General features: G+C 60.6%; 17 protein-coding genes. 11 read left to right on the forward strand and 6 right to left on the reverse strand.

Annotation, left to right across the window (positions count from 1 at the left end):
- The first annotated feature begins 95 nt into the window (after window positions 1–95).
- The 4 genes from dksA to HBO23_RS04005 are packed head-to-tail and all read left to right on the forward strand — an operon-like array spanning window position 96 to window position 3,382.
- Window positions 96–500 carry an RNA polymerase-binding protein DksA gene (gene dksA, locus HBO23_RS03990; RefSeq protein ID WP_169987863.1) on the forward strand — a complete coding sequence of 135 codons (405 nt, stop codon included), beginning with the start codon at window positions 96–98 and terminating at the stop codon, window positions 498–500.
- Window positions 501–527: 27 nt separating this feature from the next.
- Entirely contained in the window at window positions 528–1,733 is a 1,206-nt protein-coding gene (gene zigA / locus HBO23_RS03995; RefSeq protein WP_170036648.1) for a zinc metallochaperone GTPase ZigA, read from the forward strand.
- Window positions 1,733–2,377 (forward strand): DUF1826 domain-containing protein, encoded by a 645-nt coding sequence (locus HBO23_RS04000; RefSeq protein ID WP_017135765.1) that lies wholly within the window; start codon window positions 1,733–1,735, stop codon window positions 2,375–2,377. Before zigA ends, HBO23_RS04000 begins: the two co-directional genes overlap by 1 nt.
- Before the next feature lie 42 nt (window positions 2,378–2,419).
- Window positions 2,420–3,382: a CobW family GTP-binding protein gene (locus HBO23_RS04005; protein ID WP_170036650.1), complete on the forward strand. Its 963-nt coding sequence runs from the start codon at window positions 2,420–2,422 to the stop codon at window positions 3,380–3,382.
- Here the strand turns inward: HBO23_RS04005 and HBO23_RS04010 are convergent.
- On the reverse strand, window positions 3,376–3,771 hold the full coding sequence (locus HBO23_RS04010; RefSeq protein WP_017135767.1) for a DUF3301 domain-containing protein: 396 nt from the start codon (window positions 3,769–3,771) through the stop codon (window positions 3,376–3,378). The genes HBO23_RS04005 and HBO23_RS04010 overlap by 7 nt on opposite strands.
- A 117-nt stretch (window positions 3,772–3,888) precedes the next feature.
- Here HBO23_RS04010 and pdxY point away from each other — a divergent pair, with 117 nt between their 5' ends.
- Entirely contained in the window at window positions 3,889–4,761 is an 873-nt protein-coding gene (pdxY, locus tag HBO23_RS04015) for a pyridoxal kinase PdxY (protein ID WP_058421087.1), read from the forward strand.
- Window positions 4,762–4,891: 130 nt separating this feature from the next.
- Here the strand turns inward: pdxY and HBO23_RS04020 are convergent, their stop codons facing one another.
- A complete protein-coding gene (locus tag HBO23_RS04020; RefSeq protein ID WP_003213461.1) occupies window positions 4,892–5,377 on the reverse strand; it encodes an acyl-CoA thioesterase in 486 nt (161 codons plus the stop codon).
- Window positions 5,378–5,669: 292 nt separating this feature from the next.
- Between HBO23_RS04020 and HBO23_RS04025 the strand changes: the two genes are divergently transcribed.
- A complete protein-coding gene (locus tag HBO23_RS04025; protein ID WP_170036652.1) occupies window positions 5,670–7,433 on the forward strand; it encodes a cation:proton antiporter in 1,764 nt (587 codons plus the stop codon).
- Window positions 7,434–7,577: 144 nt separating this feature from the next.
- Here the strand turns inward: HBO23_RS04025 and HBO23_RS04030 are convergent, their stop codons facing one another.
- The 3 genes from HBO23_RS04030 to uvrD form a co-directional block, all read right to left on the reverse strand.
- The gene (locus HBO23_RS04030) at window positions 7,578–7,985 is read right to left on the reverse strand and encodes an SMI1/KNR4 family protein (protein ID WP_017135771.1); all 408 of its coding nucleotides are present in this window, start codon (window positions 7,983–7,985) and stop codon (window positions 7,578–7,580) included.
- A 135-nt stretch (window positions 7,986–8,120) separates the two neighbouring features.
- Window positions 8,121–8,993 carry a Tim44 domain-containing protein gene (locus HBO23_RS04035; RefSeq protein WP_056860905.1) on the reverse strand — a complete coding sequence of 291 codons (873 nt, stop codon included), beginning with the start codon at window positions 8,991–8,993 and terminating at the stop codon, window positions 8,121–8,123.
- A 341-nt stretch (window positions 8,994–9,334) separates the two neighbouring features.
- Window positions 9,335–11,518, reverse strand: coding sequence for a DNA helicase II (gene uvrD, locus HBO23_RS04040; RefSeq protein WP_017135773.1), 2,184 nt, complete (start codon window positions 11,516–11,518; stop codon window positions 9,335–9,337).
- 279 nt (window positions 11,519–11,797) lie between these two features.
- Between uvrD and HBO23_RS04045 the strand changes: the two genes are divergently transcribed.
- The 3 genes from HBO23_RS04045 (at window position 11,798) to HBO23_RS33760 (ending at window position 16,118) form a co-directional block, all read left to right on the forward strand.
- A complete protein-coding gene (locus HBO23_RS04045; RefSeq protein WP_170036654.1) occupies window positions 11,798–14,671 on the forward strand; it encodes a GGDEF domain-containing phosphodiesterase in 2,874 nt (957 codons plus the stop codon).
- Between the two features lie 162 nt (window positions 14,672–14,833).
- On the forward strand, window positions 14,834–15,700 hold the full coding sequence (hexR, locus tag HBO23_RS04050) for a transcriptional regulator HexR (RefSeq protein ID WP_003177007.1): 867 nt from the start codon (window positions 14,834–14,836) through the stop codon (window positions 15,698–15,700).
- 223 nt (window positions 15,701–15,923) lie between these two features.
- Entirely contained in the window at window positions 15,924–16,118 is a 195-nt protein-coding gene (locus HBO23_RS33760; protein WP_017135775.1) for a hypothetical protein, read from the forward strand.
- Here the strand turns inward: HBO23_RS33760 and HBO23_RS04055 are convergent.
- Complete coding sequence (locus tag HBO23_RS04055) at window positions 16,048–17,022, reverse strand: LysR family transcriptional regulator (RefSeq protein ID WP_017135776.1); 975 nt, start codon at window positions 17,020–17,022, stop codon at window positions 16,048–16,050. The genes HBO23_RS33760 and HBO23_RS04055 overlap by 71 nt on opposite strands.
- 196 nt (window positions 17,023–17,218) lie before the next feature.
- On the opposite strand from HBO23_RS04055, the gene HBO23_RS04060 reads away from it, so the two are divergent.
- Entirely contained in the window at window positions 17,219–18,634 is a 1,416-nt protein-coding gene (locus tag HBO23_RS04060; RefSeq protein ID WP_003213442.1) for an acetyl-CoA carboxylase biotin carboxylase subunit, read from the forward strand.
- Between the two features lie 11 nt (window positions 18,635–18,645).
- Window positions 18,646–20,454, forward strand: a complete 1,809-nt coding sequence (gene oadA, locus HBO23_RS04065; RefSeq protein ID WP_017135777.1) for a sodium-extruding oxaloacetate decarboxylase subunit alpha — start codon at window positions 18,646–18,648, stop codon at window positions 20,452–20,454.
- The last annotated feature ends 22 nt before the right edge of the window (window positions 20,455–20,476 follow it).

Below are 20,476 nucleotides of genomic sequence, written 5' to 3' on the forward strand. Positions count from 1 at the left end.
TTGCGCCCTTCGTCGTGGTGAGCAAGCGGGGATTGGCTTATTTGTGTTGTTATACTATAACATTAAAAAACAGCCTGACCCGTGAACCGCTTCCCATGACTGAACAAGAGCTCCTGGCCCAACTGCCCGCCGATTACATGAATGACGCTCAGCAAGGCTTCTTCCGAGCGCTGCTGCTGACGCAGCGCTACGAACTGCAGGCGCGTATCGAGGCTGAATTCCTGGTGCTGCGCGAGCAGGAAACCAACAGCGACCTGGCCGATATCGGCAGCGCCGAAGAGCAGCGCCAGTGGCAGCTGCGCCTGCTGGAGCGTGAAAAAAAGCTCTTGGACAAGATCGACGATGCCCTCGAACTGCTGGCCCGCGGCGAATACGGCTGGTGTCGCGAAACCGGCGAGCCCATCGGCCTGCAACGCCTGCTGCTGCGCCCCACTGCCACCCTGTCTATCGAAGCCAAAGAACGTGAAGAGCTGCGCGAACGCCATAAACGGGCGATTTGACCGGCCAACCCTGATGAGGATTACCTGATGACTAATCGCCTTCCCGTTACCGTGCTGTCCGGCTTTCTCGGCGCTGGTAAAAGCACGCTGCTCAACTACGTTCTGCGCAACCGCGAAAACCTGCGGGTGGCGGTGATCGTCAACGACATGAGTGAAATCAATATCGACGGCAGTGAGGTTCAGCGCGACGTCACGCTGAATCGCTCCGAAGAAAAACTGGTGGAGATGAGCAACGGCTGCATCTGCTGCACCTTGCGTGAAGACTTGCTGGAAGAAGTCACAAAGCTCGCCAAGGAAGGGCGCTTCGATTACCTGTTGATCGAGTCCACCGGCATTTCCGAGCCGCTGCCCGTGGCCGAAACCTTCACGTTCCGTGATGAAAACGAGCAAAGCCTGGCCGATATCGCACGCCTGGACACCATGGTCACCGTGGTCGACGGCATGAATTTCCTGCTCGATTACCAAGCTGCCGAAAGCCTCGCTTCCCGGGGTGAAACCCTGGGCGAAGACGACGAGCGCTCCATCACCGATTTGCTCATCGAGCAGATCGAATTCGCCGACGTGATCCTGATCAGCAAGATCGACCTGATCAGTAGCCGCGAACGCGAGGAGTTGATGGCCATCCTTGAGCGCCTCAATGCCCAGGCGGAAATCATCCCGATGGTGATGGGCGAAGTGCCGCTGAACAAGATCCTCAACACCGGCCGGTTCGACTTCGAACGCGCAGCGCAAGCGCCGGGCTGGTTGCAGGAGTTGCGCGGTGAGCACGTGCCGGAAACCGAAGAATATGGCATCGCCTCCATCGCTTACCGCGCGCGTCGCCCGTTTCATCCGCAGCGTTTCTTCGACTTTATCGATCGCCCGTGGGTGAACGGCAAACTGCTGCGCTCCAAGGGCTTTTTCTGGCTGGCGAGCAAGCATCAGGATGCCGGCAGTTGGTCCCAGGCCGGTGGCTTGATGCGCCATGGTTTTGCCGGGCGCTGGTGGCGTTTTGTGCCGAAAAGCCAGTGGCCGCAAGACGAAGAAAGCGTAGCGGCGATCATGGGCAACTGGCAATTGAGTACCGGCGACTGCCGCCAGGAACTGGTGTTTATCGGGCAAAACATCGACTTCGCGCAGATGCGCGCCGAGCTGGACGCGTGCTTGCTTAACGATGAAGAAATGGCCCAGGGCGTCGAAGGCTGGCGCCAGTTGGCCGACCCTTTTGGCCCTTGGTATGAGCAGGTAGCCTGATGCTGGCCCCGGTAATCCCCTTACGCCCGGTGATCCGGCAAACCCGTGGTGAAACCCCGCTGGCGCTGTCGGACATCCTCGAAAACGACGTCAACCTGGCGCTGTGGCAGCGCCAGTTGCCCCTGCATATCGCCGAATTTGGCGCCTTGCTGGTGGCGCTCAATGAGCCGTTGGCGGATTCCTTGGTGATTGAGCTCGACAATGAGGAGGCTGTGCCCAATTTGCAGGGTTTGGCCTCCAGTTGCCGTGATCTTGAAGGTTACGAAGGCTTTATCGCCGATGTGTCCTGGCTGGTCAGCGCGTTTGCTTGCCTGCTCGGTGCCAAGAGGATTGGCGTGCGTTTGCGGCTGTTGGACAAGGCCATGTGCCCGCGTTTTCACGTCGACCATGTGCCGGTTCGACTGATCACCACCTACGCCGGGATCGGCAGCCAGTGGCTGCGCGAAGGCGTGATGGACCGGCGTAAACTCAGCCAGCCCGACGCGGAACCCACCGAGCGCATCGAGCAGGTCCACTGCGGCGAAGTGGCTCTGCTCAAGGGCACAAAATGGCACGGTAACGAGAACCATGGCTTGATCCATCGCTCACCCGCACTCAAGGCCGACGAGCGCCGGTTGATCCTGACACTGGATTGGCTCGCATAACCGCGTAGGATCAAGCGCTCTACCCGGCCTGAATGAAGCCCAATGCTGCAGAACATTCCCACCCACGTGATTGCCGGGCCTTTGGGCGCCGGCAAGACCAGCCTGATCAAACAGCTGCTGGCTCAACGCCCGGCCAACGAGCGCTGGGCCGTGTTGATCAATGAGTTCGGGCAAATCGGCCTGGACGCTGCCTTGCTAACACAGGACGACGACGGCATTGCGCTGGGCGAAGTCGCCGGTGGCTGTTTGTGCTGTGTGAATGGTGCACCGTTCCAGGTAGGGCTTGGCCGCCTGTTGCGTAGGGCCAAGCCGGATCGGCTGTTTATCGAGCCCTCGGGCCTGGGGCATCCGGCGCAGTTGCTCAAGCAGTTGCGCGAGGCGCCATGGCAGGGCGTGCTCGCGGTTCAGCCGTGTGTGTTGGTATTGGATGCCCAAGCATTGGCAGCGGGCAAAGCTTTGCCGCAAGCGCAGCAGGAAGCGCTGGCCAGCGCCGGTTTGTTGGTATTGAACAAAGATGAATCGTTGGATGCCGCACAGCGCCAGGCCATAGAACAGCAACTGCCTGCTTGCCCGATTTACTGGACACGCCAGGCGCAGTTGCCGCTCAAGCAATTGCCCGGCCTGGATGCACAGGCTGGCGCAGCTGTGGATAACTTCGAGGTGCCCAAAGGTGTGGTACAGATGCCGGCCGTCTGGGTTGATCCTGCGTTGCCCATTTGCCTGAGCCAGGCCCAGGAAGGTGGCTGGAGTATCGGTTGGCGCTGGTATCCGAGCCAGTCGTTCGACATTGCGCGCCTGCACAGCTGGCTTTCTGGCCTTGAATGGCGCCGTGCCAAGCTGGTTATCCACAGCGGCGATACCTGGGTGTCCGCTAACGCTGTGGATAATGGTCCACTCGCCTGGCAACCCAGCGAGTGGCGCCGCGATTCACGTATTGAATTGATCTTCAGCCAGCCACAGGACGTGGCTGGGCTACAGAGTACGCTGGCCGCGTGCCGTCAGTGACGGGTCTTGCTGGCGTGGTCCTGGCGCCATTGGCTCAGCTCGATGACTTCGGCGCTGGGCTGCGGTGTCTTGATCTCGAACGGGTAGGGCGCCAATTCGATCTGCGCGCTGTGGGCGCCAAACTGAGTGATAGTCCCGGGGTGGCGGGCTTCGCCGGTCACGGTGAACTCAAAGTTGTAAATGCGTGCCAGACGCCGTCGACCATTGGCATCTTTCACAAAACCGATGCGTTTTAACGCCACTGCGCCGTCGAGCAGTTCGATATCCAGTTTGGCGCAATGCTGCTTGACCCGCTCCAGCGCCCGTTCGCGCAGGCCGTGGTTGTGCCACACCCAGGCGGCACCGGTCGCCAACAGCATCAACACGAAGATATTTCCCAGGGTCAGCATGCGATGAACTCCAACAAAGTGAGAGCAGCTTAACTGTGTCTCTGGTCTGTCGTACAGGCTGGTTTTAGTCGCATACTGCGCGGCCAGAATTCAAACGGCTTTACGGAAATCTCCCGCATGAAACGCACACCTCATCTGCTTGCGATCCAGTCTCATGTGGTCTTTGGCCACGCCGGAAACAGCGCCGCCGTGTTCCCCATGCAGCGGGTCGGGGTGAACGTCTGGCCGCTGAACACGGTGCAGTTCTCCAATCACACTCAGTATGGCCAGTGGGCGGGCGAAGTGCTGGCGCCGCAGCAAATTCCGGCGTTGGTAGAAGGCATTGCCGCGATTGGCGAGTTGGGCAACTGCGATGCGGTGCTGTCCGGCTACTTGGGCAGTGCCGACCAGGGCCGAGCGATTCTTACCGGCGTGGCCCGTATCAAGGCCATCAACCCCAAGGCCCTGTACCTGTGCGACCCAGTCATGGGCCATCCGGAAAAAGGCTGCATCGTGCCCCAGGAAGTCAGCGATTTCCTGCTGGACGAGGCGGCGGCCATGGCGGATTTCCTGTGCCCCAACCAGCTGGAGCTGGACAGCTTTGCCGGGCGCAAGCCGCAATCGCTGTTCGATTGCCTGGCCATGGCCAAGGCACTGCTGGCCCGTGGGCCGAAGGCGGTATTGGTCAAACACTTGGATTATCCGGGCAAGCTGCCGGAGGGTTTCGAGATGCTGCTGGTTACCGCTGAAGGCAGCTGGCACTTGCGCCGGCCGTTGCTGGCGTTCCCGCGTCAGCCGGTGGGGGTAGGCGACCTGACGTCGGGGTTGTTCCTGGCGCGTGTGCTGTTGGGTGACAGCCTGTTGGCGGCCTTCGAATTCACCGCCGCAGCGGTGCATGAAGTGCTGCTGGAAACCCAGGCCTGCGCCAGTTACGAGCTGGAGCTGGTACGGGCTCAGGATCGTATCGCGCATCCTCGCGTACGCTTCGAAGCAACACCCATCGGCCTGTAAGCACACAAAACCCAATGTGGGAGCTGGCTTGCCTGCGATAGCGGTGTGTCAGGCGACAAAGATGTCGACTGTCAGGCCCTCATCGCAGGCAAGCCAGCTCCCACATTCGATTGGGTTTACAGCTCGGGATTTATGGCCCGTCGGCCTTGATTTCCTGGTAACGCTTCTCCAGCTCCTGACGGATCTGCCGGCGTTGCTGCGCCTGCACAAAGCGGCGCTTGTCTTCGCTGTTCTGTGGCTGCAGCGGCGGTACGGCGGCGGGTTTGCGCTGGTCGTCCACGGCCACCATGGTGAAGAAGCAGCTGTTGGTGTGACGCACCGAGCGCTCGCGGATGTTCTCGGTCACCACCTTGATGCCCACTTCCATCGATGTGTTGCCGGTGTAGTTGACCGAGGCCAGGAAGGTCACCAGCTCGCCGACATGGATCGGCTCGCGAAAAATCACCTGGTCGACCGACAGCGTGACCACATAACGGCCCGCGTAACGGCTCGCGCAGGCGTAGGCCACTTCGTCGAGGTATTTGAGCAGGGTGCCGCCGTGCACATTGCCTGAGAAGTTGGCCATGTCAGGGGTCATCAATACCGTCATCGACAGCTGGGCGTTTCCGGGTTCCATAGCACACTCACGGGTTGTAGGCATTGGTTGGGGGACACCTCTACGGGTGCTGGAATCTTTACAGCGCTCTCCCTAACGGGACGCCAGTGGGCGGCTTGCCGTCACGCGAACGCCGATCTGTTTCCATATATTGCACCGGCTTTCTGCCGGAATTCGTGGTGTTAACCTTCAAAAGCCCATCCCAGGGCATTTCTTACGATCAAGGCAGACTTTTCCTTCCGCGCTTAGCGACTGTTCAAGGGCGCGTGTGGAAGTGGGAAAAGCGCCAGTACCCCTCAAGGAGCCCCTCGCCATGCACGCCATCAGCTTTATCCAGGACTTGGCCGTGATCATGCTGGTGGCAGGGGTTGTCACCATCCTGTTCCACCGCCTCAAGCAGCCGGTGGTGCTGGGGTATATCGTCGCGGGGTTCATCATTGGCCCTCACACGCCACCGTTCGGCCTGATCCACGACGAAGACACCATCAAGACCCTGGCTGAGCTGGGGGTGATCTTCCTGATGTTCTGCCTGGGCCTGGAGTTCAGCCTGCGCAAGTTGTTCAAGGTCGGCGCCACGGCGTTTATCGCGGCCTTCCTGGAAATCATCCTGATGATCTGGATCGGCTACGAGATCGGCCGCTGGTTCGACTGGAACACCATGGACTCGCTGTTCCTCGGCGCGATCCTGGCGATTTCCTCGACCACCATCATCGTCAAGGCGCTCAATGACCTGAAGATGAAGAACCAGCGTTTTGCCCAACTGATTTTTGGCGTGCTGATCGTCGAGGACATCCTGGGCATCGGCATCATCGCCTTGCTGTCGAGCATCGCCGTCAGCGGCACGGTGAGTTCCGGTGAGGTGTTCTCTACGGTTGGCAAGCTGTCGCTGTTCATGATCGTAGCGTTGGTCGTCGGCATTTTGCTGGTGCCGCGCCTGCTGGCCTATGTGGCCAAGTTTGAAAGTAACGAGATGCTGCTGATCACCGTGTTGGGCCTGTGTTTCGGCTTTTGCCTGCTGGTGGTCAAACTCGAATACAGCATGGTGCTGGGCGCGTTCCTGATCGGCGCGATCATGGCCGAATCTCGCCAGTTGATTAAAATTGAACGCCTGATCGAACCGGTTCGCGACATGTTCAGCGCGATCTTCTTTGTAGCCATCGGCTTGATGATCGACCCGCAGATCCTGCTGCAGTACGCCTGGCCCATCGCGGTGATTACCGTGGCGGTGGTGCTGGGCAAGATGCTGTCATGCGGCCTGGGGGCGTTTATTGCCGGCAATGATGGCCGTACCTCACTGCGTGTAGGTATGGGGCTGTCACAGATTGGCGAGTTTTCCTTCATCATCGCCGCGCTGGGGATGACCTTGCAGGTGACCAGTGACTTCCTCTATCCAGTGGCGGTGGCGGTTTCGGCGATCACCACGCTGCTCACGCCGTACTTGATTCGCGGCGCTGACCCATTGTCGTTGAAGATTGCCGCGGTAATGCCCAAGCGCATGAGCCGGGTGTTCGGCCTGTATGGCGAATGGTTGCGCAGTATTCAGCCTCAAGGTGAGGGCGCGATGCTGGCGTCGATGATTCGCAAGATCATCCTGCAAGTGGGCGTGAACCTGGCATTGGTGATCGCGATCTTCTTTGCCGGCAGCTTCTTCGCGGCGCGCATTGGCGGGTACCTGGAAGGCTGGATCAGTGATCCGAGCTGGCAGAAGGCATTGATCTGGGGTGGGGCGTTGCTGCTGTCGCTGCCGTTTCTGATTGCGGCGTACCGCAAGCTCAAGGCGCTGTCGATGTTGCTGGCGGAGATGAGTGTGAAACCGGAGATGGCCGGGCGGCATACCCAGCGTGTGCGACGGGTGATCGCGGAGGTGATCCCGATCCTGTCGCTGTTGGTGATCTTCCTGCTATTGGCAGCCTTGTCGGCGAGTATTTTGCCGACCAACAAGTTGCTGGTGCTGATTGCCGTGGTCACGGCGGCGGTGGCGGCGGTGCTCTGGCGGTGGTTCATCCGCGTGCATACGCGGATGCAGGTCGCCTTGCTGGAGACGCTGGATAACCACAAAGATACATCAGAGCACTGATGTCATTGTGGCGAGGGAGCTTGCTCCCGCTGGGGTGCGCAGCAGCCCTAAAACAGTCACCTCGCCACACCTGGAAAAACGCGTTGCCCTGGTTGGGGCTGCTTCGCAGCCCAGCGGGAGCAAGCTCCCTCGCCACAAAAAGCGTCAGCTTTCCAGCCAGACGTCCCGCGCCCAGTGCCACACCGATTCCCAGGTTTCTTCGGTGACCAGTTCTTCTTCGCCGGACCACAGCACCACGGTGCCGTCCTCTTCGACGCAGTAGTAGTCATCGCCGTCCTGGCAGATCGGGATCATGCTGCGGTCAACACCGGCGTCCCAGGCGTTGGCGGCAACGTCCGGCAGGTAGGTGTGGGACTGCGGGTCGGTGACGGTCACCGGTTCCAGGCTGCCGTACACCACGTCGCTGACGGTCAGCAGGAATTCACGGAATACAAACGGGATGTCGATGAACAGTTGTTCTTCGATTTCCACAATCTGGTCTTCGTCAGGCAGCTCCAGAGGAACCGGGACCGGTTCGTTGGCTTCACGCAATTGTTCGATGATTTCTTCCACGGCCGGGATCCTCTTGCTAGTTGGCGCGGTTAATAGGGCGTTTTATACAGTAGCTCGCTATAAGTGCAACCGCGAAATAGAAAACCCCGGAACATGTCCGGGGTTTTTATTACCAAGTGCTCAAGCGTAGGGTTATCAGCCGTTCTGGCGGATACCTGCGACCAGCCAAGGCTGGTTCTCGCCTTGCGGGCGTTCCATGTTCCAGCTTTCGCTGAACACTTCACCCTGGTCGAAACGCGAGGTCTTCGACACACCGCTGAAGGTCAGGGTGGCGATGGTCTTGTCGGCGCGATCATCCACACCGTCCAGCTGCACGCGCAGGTCGTCGATGTAAGTCGACTGGAACGCATCACCGATTTCGGCGCGTTCGCGCTTGAGGAACTCCAGCAGTTGCGGGGTCACGAACTCGGCGATCTTGTCCATTTCGTTGGCGTCCCAGTGCTGCTGCAGGGACTGGAAGTGGCTGCGGGCCGCTTCGACGAAACGTTCTTCGTTGAACCAGGCCGGTGCATTGATCACCGGGCGGGCGGCGGCAGGCGCAGCCGAACCACCGAAGATCGAACCCATGGCTGGTTTTTGCTCGAACACTTCACGCTGCATCGGCGCGCCGGCTGGCGCCAGGTGCTCCTGCTGCTTGCGTCGACGGGCGGCGATAAAGCGGAAGATCACAAACGCGATGACCGCCAGGATCAGGATGTCGAAGATCTGCATGCCCTGGAAGCCGCCGCCCATGAACATGGAAGCGAGCAGGCCACCGGCGGCGATACCGGCCAGAGGGCCTAACCAGCGCGAAGCACCGCCGGCCTTGGCAGCAGCGCCAGCGGCACCGGCTGCACCAGCGGTCGCAGCTGCGCCGCCCATGCCACCGGCGGAAGGAGCCATTTGGCTGGTCTGGTGAGTCGGAGCCGAGCCCATGCTTTTGCCGCCACCGAAGCGCTTGGCGTTGGCGTCGAGGCTCATCGTCAGGCCGATGCACAACGCCATGGCGATGCTAAGAAAACGTTTCATAAAGGGAATTCCCATTTGTGGATTGCACGCGCGCCATGTTGCACAGGTGTCGTGACAGTGGCTAGCGACATAATGTTTCGGGCTTTTGCGTAAGACCGATTCAGAATGGCCCGTAGGACTTATCTCAGATATTGGCCCGCGCTTGGTAAAAACAAGGGCGGGCCATCAACCTTCATGTAACGCGAAGTTTCATCATATTGGCTTATGTGGCGAGGGAGCTTGCTCCCGCTGGGCTGCGAAGCAGCCCCTGACTGGCAAACGCAGCCTGATAGATTGGCACGGCGCAAAATGGGAGCGCTTCGCGCTCCAGCGGGAGCAAGCTCCCTCGCCACAAGCGATTGTCAGACGGCTTCGAGCTTTGCATAGCCCATCATCAGCCACTTGCTGCCTTCGGCGAAGTTCACCTGTACCCGCGCCTGGGCGCCGGCACCTTCGAAGTTAAGGATCACACCCTCACCGAAGATCGCATGCTTGACCTGCTGGCCAAGGCTGAAGGGTGTTTCCGGAATCTCGGAACCGGCGAACATGCTGCTGGAGTTCTGCTGCTGGCCGCCGCCGAACGGTCGGCTGACGCTGTTGGACAAGCGCACTTCCTGGATCAGCCCCTTCGGCACTTCACGTACGAAGCGCGACACCTTGTTATAGGTCTCGCTGCCGTACAGGCGTCGGGTCTCGGCGTAGGTCATCACAAGGTTCTGCATGGCGCGGGTGATGCCCACGTAGGCCAGGCGGCGTTCTTCCTCAAGGCGGCCGGGCTCTTCCAGGCTCATCTTGTGTGGGAACAGGCCTTCTTCCATGCCTACCAGGAACACATACGGAAATTCCAGGCCCTTGGCGCTGTGCAAGGTCATCAGCTGGATGCTGTCTTCATGCTCATCGGCCTGGGTATCACCGGCTTCCAGCGACGCATGGCCGAGGAAGGCGGCGAGCGGCGTCAGCTCTTCGTCTTCCTCGGTGTTTTCGAATGCGCGGGCCGCGCTGACCAGCTCCTCAAGGTTTTCTACCCGGGCCTGGCCTTTTTCGCCTTTTTCCGCTTCGTGATAGGCGATCAACCCGGACTGCTCGATCACGGTCTGGGTCATCAAGTGCAACGGCATTTCCGCGCATTTGGCCGCCAGGTTCTCGATCAGCTCGACAAACACGCCCAATGCCCCGGCGGCGCGGCCGGTCAGGCCCTTGTTGGCGATCAGCAAGCGCATGGATTCCCACATCGACACATCGGCGTGGCGGGCGTGGTCGCGAATCGCTTCAACGGTTTTCTCACCGATGCCACGCGCCGGGATGTTGATCACCCGCTCCAGCGCCGCATCGTTGCCACGGCCTTCCAGCAAGCGCAGGTAGGCCATGGCGTTTTTGATTTCGGCCCGTTCAAAGAAACGCTGGCCACCATAGATGCGGTACGGAATGCGCTCGCGCAGCAAGGCTTCTTCCAGCACCCGCGATTGGGCGTTGGAACGGTACAAAATCGCGATATCGCTGCGCGCCAGGCCGGTTTTCAGCGCGCTTTCGATGGTTTCCACCACGTAGCGCGCTTCGTCGTGTTCATTGAACGCGGCGTACAGGTTGATCGCTTCGCCTTCGCCGCCGTCGGTCCACAACTCTTTGCCCATGCGCCCGGTGTTGTTGGCGATCAAGGCGTTGGCGGCCTTGAGGATGCCGGCGGTGGAGCGGTAATTCTGTTCCAGGCGGATGGTGATCGCGTCCGGGAAGTCGTCGGAATACTGGTAGATGTTCTCGATTTTTGCGCCGCGCCAGCCGTAGATCGACTGGTCGTCGTCGCCCACCACCATCAGGCTGTCGCCGCCCTTGGCCAGCAGGCGCAACCAGGCGTACTGCACGGCGTTGGTGTCCTGGAACTCGTCCACCAGAATGTGTCGGAAGCGTTTCTGGTAATGGGCCAGCAAGCCTGGGTTGTCGCGCCACAGGTCGAGGGCGCGCAGCAGCAGCTCGGAGAAGTCGATCACACCGGCGCGCACGCAGGCGGCCTCGTAGGCTTCATAAATGCTGCGCATGGTGGCCAGGAACAAATCGCCGCTGGCCTGGATATGTTGCGGGCGCAGGCCTTCGTCTTTCTGACCGTTGATAAACCATTGCGCCTGGCGCGCCGGCCAGCGTTGCTCGTCCAGGCCCAGCTCGCGGATCACCCGCTTGACCAGGCGTTGCTGGTCGTCGCTGTCGAGAATCTGGAAGGTCTGGCTCAACCCGGCTTCCTGCCAGTGCGCCCGCAACAGGCGGTGCGCCAAGCCGTGGAACGTGCCCACCCACATGCCGGCCGGGCTGATGCCCATCAACTGCTCGATGCGGTGGCGCATCTCGGCAGCGGCCTTGTTGGTGAAGGTCACCGACAGGATGGAATGCGGGGACGCGTTTTCGACCTGGATCAACCAGGCGATACGGTGCACCAGCACTCGGGTTTTACCGGAGCCAGCACCGGCCAGGACCAACTGACGGCCAACGGGGGCTGCAACAGCCTGGCGTTGGGCATCGTTGAGGGAGTTCAGCAAAAGGGAGAGATCATCGCGCATCGGCGCATTCTAGGGTGCTGCGGGGAGTCGGGCAAATCCCAATGCCGGGTGGTCGATACAAAACATTCCGGGTGATCCTGGCCGCGCAAACATTCTGCTGGCGGTGATGACCGGTAAGTCATGGCTCACAGCCCGCGCAGGGTCTAGCTCAAGCGCTTTGGCCACGAAGGTTGTGTGTAAAAACCGTGTGGTTTTTATGACTTGGAGCAGTTTGGCCCAAGCGCTTGCTTGTGTATGCTCCGTCCACGTTTCGGGCTCACCATTATAAGAACACTGCCTATGACCCTCAGTCCCGACCTGTTTGGCCCCTCGGTGGCGCCTGCGCAGGTCATCCGTAAACATTACGCAACCGAGATGGCGGTCGAACGCACTCGCCTGTTGTATCAAGGCTCCTTGCTGCCGACGTTACTGATGCTGGTCAACGGCCTGGTCTGCGCCTGGTTGCTGTGGAACCCCAAGCAATATCTGTTGGACAGTATCTGGCTGGTCTGGCTGCTCGCCCTGGTGGCCCTGCGCGTCATCCAGGTGGCGGCCTTTGATTCGGCGATGCCCAGTCGCCAGGCCCAGCCGATCTGGCGGCGCATGTTCATGCTCGGCTCGGCGGTCAGTGGGCTGACCCTGGCCACCGCCGCCATTGCCCTGGTGCCGGCCAATAGCTTTATGCAGCAGGCCTGGGTATTCGGCCTGATTGGCGCCGCGACGTTGTCAGCCAGCGTGGCCTATGCCGTGAGCTTGCCGGCGTTCCTGTCCTTTGCGGTGCCGTGCCTGGTGCCGCCCATCGTCTATCTGTTTTGGAACGGCGCCTCGCAGCAGCAAGGCTGGGGCGTGCTCGGCCTGATCTTGCTGGCGTCCCTGAGCCTGGTGGCGTGGCAGGTCAACCGCCTGATCCAGCGCGGTTTGTTGCGGCGCTTCCAGAACCAGGCGCTGATCGAGCATCTTCAGCAAGCGCAGCAACGCAGCGAGCAGTTGAATCAGGAACTGGTGCGCGAAGTCGGCCAACGTCGCCAGGCCGAACAGGAATTACGCGACGCGCAGATCGGCCTGCAAGACCGCGTGACGCAACGCAGCCAGGAACTGGACGCCGCCAGCCTGGCCCTGAATAAAAGTGAAGCGCGCCTGGCCATGGCCCTGCAAGCCAGTGAGTTGGGCCTGTGGGACTGGAACCTGCAAACCGACGAGGTGCATCACACCCAGCTCAAAGAGTTGTTTGGCCTGGAGCCGGAGTACGTCACGGCGATGCTCAGCCACCTCAAGCCGCGCCTGCACCCCGAAGACCTGCCGCTGCTCAAGCGTGCGTTGGTGGAGCACCTCAAAGGGCGCAGCGACGATTACCAGGTGGAATACCGCGTGCGCCATGGCGACGGCCATTGGGTGTGGATCGAAGACCGTGGCCGCGCCGTGGAGCGCACGCCCGGGGGCCGCGTCACGCGCATGCTCGGCACGCGCCGCGACATCAGCGCCGACAAGGCACTGGAGGAACAGCAACGCCTGGCCTCGACGGTGTTCGAAGCGGCCAGCGAAGGCATCGTGATTCTTGACCCTGAGTACGTGCTGATCGCCGTCAACCAGGCCTTCAGTCGCGTCACCGGCTTTGAAATCGACGACATGATCGGCCGCAATGTCGTCGAACTGCCCAGCAGCCGTGACGCCCGCCGTCACTTCCCGGTGATCCGCCAGGCACTGCTCAGCCATGGCACCTGGCAGGGCGAGTTGGTGGAAACGCGCAAGAACGGCGAGCTGTACCCGCAGTGGCTGCAATTGAATGTGGTGCGCGATGCTCGGGGAAAAGTCAGCCATATTGTGGGCTTCTTCGCCGATTTGTCCGCGCGGCGTGAATCCGAGGAACGCATGCGCTACCTCACTCACTACGACGAGCTGACGGGCCTGGCCAACCGTTCGCTGTTTCGCGAACGCCTGCGTGAGGCCCATGCGCGGGTGCGTCAGAGCGGGCGCAGCCTGGCGCTGCTGCATATCAACCTGGACCGCTTCAAGCTGCTCAACGACAGCCTCGGCCATGAAGTCGCCGACCAACTGTTGCAGAAAATGGCCCGCCGTCTGATCAATGCCTTGCCTGAAGCTGACACCATCGCACGCCTGTCCGGTGATGAGTTTGCCGTGCTGTTCGATGCCTACGGCAGCCTGTCGAGCCTGGCACGGGTGGCCACGCGGCTGCTCGCCAAATTGCGGGTGCCGGTGACGGTGGAGGGGCATGAGCTGGTGGTCAGTGCCTCCATGGGCGTCAGCTTGCTGCCGGATAATGCGCGGGAAATTTCTGCGCTGGTCAGCCAATCCAACATGGCCATGCAGCACGCCAAGCATTTGGGCGGCAACAATTTCCAGTTCTACACCGACAGCCTGCAAGCCAGCACGCTGGAGCGTTTGCAGCTGGAAAACCACCTGCGCAAGGCCATCGACGAGCGCCAGCTCACGGTGTTCTACCAACCGAAACTGTGCCTGGCCACGGGCAAGCTGAACGCCGCCGAGGCGCTGGTGCGCTGGGAGCACCCGCAGTGGGGCATGGTGCCGCCGGGGGACTTTATCGGTCTGGCCGAAGAAACCGGGTTGATTGTGCCGCTGGGCGAATTCGTGCTGCGTCAGGCGTGCTGGCAGGCGTGCGAATGGCAGCGTCAGGGGCTGGCGCCGATTCGCGTGTCGGTGAACCTTTCCGTGCATCAGTTGCGCCAGGGCAAGTTGGTCAGCCTGGTGCGCCAGGTGCTGGAAGAAACCGGCCTGGACCCGCAATACCTGGAGCTGGAGCTGACCGAAAGCCAGCTACTCGACAGCGTTGAGCACATCATCGCCACCTTCCAGCAATTGCGCGACTTGGGCGTGAAGCTGGCCATCGATGACTTCGGCACCGGGTATTCATCCCTCAGCTACCTCAAGCGCATCCCGGTGGATTACGTGAAGATCGACCAGACGTTTATCCGTGGGCTTGGCCAGGGCCGGGAAGATGCGGCCATCACTCGCGCGATCATCGCCATGGCCCACGGGCTGGCGCTCAAGGTGGTGGCCGAAGGTGTGGAAGACCAGCAGCAGTTGGATTTCCTGCGCGGCGAACGCTGCGATGAAGTACAGGGTTACTTGATCAGTCGGCCGATGGCCGCTGAAGGGCTGGCAGATTTATTACGAAAAAATGCAGACTTTCCTTAAAGACCGCCACGCCGCCCCTGTGGCTACAAGGCGGTTGCCCGCTGATTCAAAGGGCATCAGGGCGATTTAGTGATGCATCGGGCGGGCAAAACGGTAATTCTTGTAGTATAACTACAAGCTTGCTACATCCCTGGCGTCTGCCAATAACAAGAGTCCTGCCCTTTGAACCTGTTGCAACATATCGCCCAGTCGCGCCACCTGTTACGCAAATCGGAACTCAAGGTTGCCGATCATGTGCTGCTTGACCCTGCGGCCGTGATGCACAGTTCCATGGCCGACCTGGCCCACAGCGTGGGCATCAGTGAGCCGACCATCGTGCGCTTTTGCCGTGCCATCGGTTGTTCCGGGTTCCAGGATTTGAAACTCAAGCTGGCGCAAAGCCTGGCGGCCGGTGCGAGCTTCGGGCAGTTTGCGATTCATGAAGACGACTCCGTCGCCGACTACAGCCTGAAAATCTTCGACACCACCTTGCACACGCTGATGGAAGTGCGTGAGAAGCTCGATCCGGTTGAGCTGCAAAAGGCCGTGACCGCCATGTCCCAGGCCCAGCGCGTGGAGTTCTATGGTTTCGGTGCGTCCGGCGCGGTAGCGGCCGATGCCCAGCACAAATTCTTCCGCCTGCTGCTCACTGCCGCGGCCTACAGCGACCCGCACATGCAGGCAATGTCGGCGGTGACCTTGAAGCCGACCGACGTGGCCATCTGCATTTCCCAGTCCGGGCGCTCCAAAGACCTGCTGATCACCGCCAACCTGGTGCGTGAAAGCGGCGCTTCGTTGATCACCCTGTGCCCGAGCCAGACGCCGTTGGCAGAGCTGTCCACGGTCAACCTGGCGATCGACGTGCACGAAGACACTGAAATCTACACGCCGCTGACCTCGCGTATTGCGCATCTGGTGGTGATCGACGTGTTGGCGATGGGCGTGGCCATGGCGCGCGGGCCGAGCCTGGTCAACCACCTCAAGAGCGTGAAGCGCAGCTTGCGCAGCCTGCGGTTGTCGCCCAAGTCTGTCAAAGCCCTCGACGACTGATTCGAGGTCGTCCTCGGTCAAATGTGGGAGCTGGCTTGCCTGCGATGGCTGTGTATCAGTCGCCGGATATGTCAGCTGACCCACCGCTATCGCAGGCAAGCCAGCTCCCACCTTGGTTTTGCGCTTATTTCAGAAGATTCATCGTCCTGTAACCCTCGCGCCGCCAAACCGTCATCGCCCAAGGCCATCCTGTACTCCCCGTACTCGCATTGGGAGACTCGAAATGGCCCGGCACTACGAAGACAGCAGCACCGTTAAAACCCGTCGTCAGCAAGAAGACCAGCGCCGCATGGCGTTCCGTCGCGCAATCGAAGACCGCTGCGAGGAGCGCCAGTTGCTCCAGAGCATCAGTGACTACCCGGAACTCCACTGGCAGGCACCCGCGGCTGCCCAGCGAAACGCTCAGCCAGCGCGCTGATCTGTACGCGTTCGCTGCGGATAAAGCCCAGGAACGCGTGGGCCACCGGTGACAGGCGCTTGGCCTTGGCTTGCACCAGGCACCAACTGCGGTACAGCGGCAGTTCTTCTACCGGCAGCTCCTTGAGCCCGCCGGTGGCCAGCTCCAGGTTGACTGCGTGGCGCGTCAGCAACGCCACGCCCAACCCTGCATTCACGCACTCGCGCTGCGCCTCGGCCGAGGCCACTTCCACTGTTTGGGTGAAGTGCACGCGTTTTTCCTTGAAGTACTCCTCGCAGGCCAGTCGCGTGCCGGAACCTGGTTCGCGGATGAGCAGCGTGTAGGGTTCCAGGTCTTGAAGGCGCAGCGGTCCTTGCAGGCTTAACGGGTGATCGAGCGGCGCCACGGCGACAATCGGGTTGTTCAGGAACGGCAGGAATTCCAGGCCCATGTCCTGGGGCACCATGGACATGATCACCAGGTCGTCGCGGTTGTCCGACAGCCTGCGAATCACCTGGGCGCGGTTGACCACCGTGAGGTGCAACTGCACCTCCGGGTGCTGGCGTTTAAAGGCCGCGAACAGGTGCGGCACGAAGTACTTGGCGCTGGATTCCACCGCCAGTTTCAGTTGGCCTTGCAGCGAGCCCTGCATGTCCGACAGCTGCATATCGAGGTTTTCCAGGCGCCCGAAAATATCCCGGCTGGCGCGCTGCAAGGCTTCGGCGGCTTCAGTCATGTAGAGCTTTTTGCCGACGTAATCGAACAGCGGCTGGCCGATCAGCTCTTCAAGCTGGCGAATTTGCAGGCTGACGGCGGGTTGCGTGAGAGACATTTCCTCGGCCGCGCGGCTGTAGGAGCGCAAATCACACACTTCATTGAAGATCTGTAATTGACGCAATGTCATACGCATCAATGACTTACGCATTATTTAAATCCTCTCGCCCAAGGCCGTCCGGCCAACTATAAGTCTTTACTTATACACAACCCAATAATTATTGATTTTTGTTAATCCTCCGTTGCGCCTAGTGTGTGTCTCGCGACTGTCATGAAACATTTGGTCACGCGCCGACCCGGATCCAACGGGTCGTAGAACGCAGCAATCGGCTCAAGGGAATTTCCAAGTGATAAAAAAGATCCTGATCGCCAACCGTGGTGAAATTGCCGTACGAATCGTGCGTGCCTGCGCCGAGATGGGCATTCGCTCGGTCGCGGTTTACTCGGACGCCGACCGCCACGCGTTGCACGTTAAACGTGCCGACGAAGCCCACAGCATTGGTGCCGAGCCGCTGGCCGGTTACCTGAACCCGCGTAAGCTGGTGAACCTGGCCGTGGAAACCGGTTGTGACGCCTTGCACCCAGGCTACGGGTTCCTGTCGGAAAACGCCGAGCTGGCAGACATTTGCGCCGAACGCGGGATCAAGTTCATCGGCCCGTCGGCCGAAGTGATCCGCCGCATGGGCGACAAGACCGAAGCGCGCCGCAGCATGATCAAGGCCGGTGTGCCGGTCACGCCAGGTACCGAAGGCAACGTGGCTGATATCGCCGAAGCCCTCACCGAAGGCGACCGCATTGGTTACCCGGTGATGCTCAAGGCCACCTCCGGTGGTGGCGGTCGCGGCATCCGTCGCTGCAACAGTCGTGAAGAACTTGAACAAGCCTTCCCCCGTGTTATTTCCGAGGCCACCAAGGCCTTCGGTTCGGCGGAAGTGTTCCTGGAAAAATGCATCGTCAATCCCAAGCATATCGAGGCGCAGATTCTCGGCGACAGCTTTGGCAACGTGGTGCACCTGTTCGAGCGCGATTGCTCGATCCAGCGTCGCAACCAGAAGCTCATTGAAATCGCCCCAAGCCCGCAACTGACGCCTGAACAGCGCGCTTATATCGGCGACCTGTCAGTACGCGCGGCCAAGGCCGTGGGTTACGAGAACGCCGGCACCGTGGAGTTCCTGCTCGCCGAGGGCGAGGTGTACTTCATGGAAATGAACACCCGCGTGCAGGTGGAACACACCATCACCGAAGAAATCACCGGCATCGATATTGTGCGTGAACAGATCCGCATCGCCTCGGGCCTGCCGCTGTCGGTGAAACAGGAAGACATTCAGCACCGTGGTTTCGCGTTGCAGTTCCGCATCAACGCCGAAGACCCCAAGAACAACTTCCTGCCAAGTTTCGGCAAGATCACCCGTTACTACGCGCCCGGCGGTCCCGGCGTGCGCACCGACACGGCGATCTACACCGGCTACACCATCCCGCCGTTCTACGACTCCATGTGCCTGAAACTGGTGGTGTGGGCGTTGACTTGGGAAGAAGCCATGGACCGCGGCCTGCGTGCCCTGGACGACATGCGCCTGCAAGGCGTGAAGACCACCGCCGCCTACTACCAGGAAATCCTGCGCAACCCGGAATTCCGCAGCGGCCAGTTCAACACCAGTTTCGTGGAAAGCCACCCTGAGCTGACCAACTACTCGATCAAGCGCAAACCCGAAGAGCTGGCCCTGGCCATCGCCGCCGCCATCGCCGCCCACGCAGGCCTGTGAGGAATACAACAATGTCCAAGAAAATATTCGTAACCGATACCATCCTGCGCGACGCACACCAATCGTTGCTGGCGACCCGCATGCGCACCGACGATATGCTGCCGATCTGCGACAAGCTCGATAAAGTCGGCTACTGGTCCCTGGAAGTCTGGGGTGGCGCGACCTTCGACGCTTGCGTGCGCTTTTTGAAAGAAGACCCGTGGGAGCGCCTGCGCAAACTGCGCGCCGCGTTGCCTAACACACGCCTGCAAATGCTGCTGCGTGGCCAGAACCTGCTGGGCTACCGCCACTACAGCGACGACGTGGTCAAAGCCTTCGTCGCCAAGGCTGCTGTGAATGGCATCGACGTGTTCCGCATTTTCGATGCCATGAACGACGTGCGTAACCTGCGTGTGGCTATCGAAGCGGTCAAAGCTGCCGGCAAACATGCCCAGGGCACCATCGCCTACACCACCAGCCCGGTGCATACCATTGACGCTTTTGTGGCCCAAGCCAAGCAAATGGAAGCCATGGGTTGTGACTCGGTAGCGATCAAGGACATGGCCGGGCTGCTGACTCCGTACGCCACCGGCGAGCTGGTCAAGGCATTGAAAGCCGAGCAAAGCCTGCCGATCTTTATCCACTCGCATGACACCGCCGGCCTGGCTGCGATGTGCCAACTGAAGGCGATCGAAAACGGTGCCGACCATATCGACACCGCCATTTCCAGTTTCGCTTGGGGCACCAGCCACCCGGGCACCGAGTCGATGGTCGCCGCCCTTAAAGGCAGCGAATTCGACACTGGCCTCAGCCTGGAACTGCTGCAGGAAATTGGCCTGTACTTCTACGCCGTGCGTAAGAAGTACCACCAGTTCGAAAGCGAATTCACTGCCGTCGACACCCGCGTGCAAGTCAACCAGGTGCCGGGCGGGATGATTTCCAACCTGGCCAACCAGTTGAAAGAGCAGGGCGCACTCAACCGCATGAGCGAAGTGCTGGCCGAAATCCCGCGTGTGCGTGAAGACCTAGGCTTTCCGCCGCTGGTCACGCCGACCTCGCAGATCGTCGGCACCCAGGCGTTCTTCAACGTGCTGGCCGGCGAGCGCTACAAAACCATCACCAACGAAGTGAAGCTCTACCTGCAAGGCGGCTACGGCAAGGCGCCGGGCACCGTGAACGAGAAGCTGCGTCGCCAGGCCATTGGCAGCGAAGAGGTGATCGATCATCGCCCAGCCGACCTGCTCAAGCCGGAGATGACCAAGTTGCGCGGCGAAATCGGCGCATTGGCCAAGTCCGAAGAAGACGTGCTGACCTACGCCATGTTCCCGGATATCGGGCGCAAGTTCCTCGAAGAGCGCGACGCCGGCACCCTGGCGCCTGAAGTGCTGTTGCCGATCCCTGAAGCCGGCGGCGTGGCGCGTGCCGGTGGTGAAGGCGTGCCGACCGAGTTCGTCATCGACGTGCACGGCGAAAGCTACCGCGTGGATATCACCGGTGTTGGCGTGAAAGCCGAGGGCAAACGGCACTTCTACCTGTCCATCGACGGCATGCCCGAAGAAGTGGTGTTCGAACCGCTCAATGAGTTTGTCAGCAGTGGCGGCAGCAAGCGCAAGCACGCGACCGAGCCGGGCCATGTCAGCACGGCGATGCCGGGCAACATCGTCGACGTATTGGTCAAGGAAGGCGACGTGGTCAAAGCGGGCCAGGCCGTGCTGATTACCGAAGCCATGAAGATGGAAACCGAAGTGCAGGCAGCGATTGCCGGCAAGGTAACTGCCGTTCACGTGGCCAAGGGCGACCGGGTCAACCCTGGCGAAATCCTGATTGAAATCGAAGGCTGACCCAGCCTTCGACACTACCGCT

The organism is Pseudomonas sp. WS 5532 (assembly GCF_012985445.1).
In the GTDB taxonomy this organism is placed as follows: domain Bacteria; phylum Pseudomonadota; class Gammaproteobacteria; order Pseudomonadales; family Pseudomonadaceae; genus Aquipseudomonas; species Aquipseudomonas edaphica.